At 65.6% G+C, this 524-nt stretch carries 1 protein-coding gene; it reads right to left on the bottom strand.

The window, feature by feature from the left end:
* Positions 1-524: tetratricopeptide repeat protein (locus tag GHO03_RS24725; protein WP_256668781.1), on the bottom strand; the 524-nt coding region annotated here is incomplete at both ends.

Below are 524 nucleotides of genomic sequence, written 5' to 3'. Positions count from 1 at the left end.
CCTGGGCGCGTTGCTGCTCGAGCAGCTGTTCGACCAGGGCTTTGTTCTGTGCGGCAGCCTCCAGCTCGGGTTGCAGTTCCAGCGCCTGTTCCCAGGCATCGATGGCCGCTTCCAGCTCGCCGTTCATGGCCAGTGCATTGCCGCGATTATAGTGCGCGCTGGCGCTGTTGACTTCGGCAAAGCGTCGGGCTGCACCCGCATAGTCACCCGCCCGGTACAGGGCCACGCCCTGCCAGAGCGGGTCGCTGAAATGCTCCACGGCCAGCAGCGGCTTGTTTTGCTGCAACAGGCGCAGGCCCTGTTGGTCGGGACGCAGCCACAGGTCGGTAAAGCTCATGGCCTGCGCGGGCTGCGGTTGCAGCATAAACAGCAGGGGCAGGCAGAACAGCCAGCCACGGCGGCCCGCGCAGGCCACCAGCAGCAGAAGCGGCAGCAACAGCCAGTAACCCTGGGCGCGTTGCTGCTCGAGCAGCTGTTCGACCAGGGCTTTGTTCTGTGCGGCAGCCTCCAGCTCGGGTTGCAGT

The organism is Pseudomonas sp. FSL R10-1339 (assembly GCF_009600545.1).
In the GTDB taxonomy this organism is placed as follows: Bacteria; Pseudomonadota; Gammaproteobacteria; order Pseudomonadales; family Pseudomonadaceae; genus Aquipseudomonas; species Aquipseudomonas bubulae.
The sequence above is the reverse complement of the archived record's forward strand: the minus strand, read 5'-3'. Positions and strand labels throughout refer to the sequence as shown.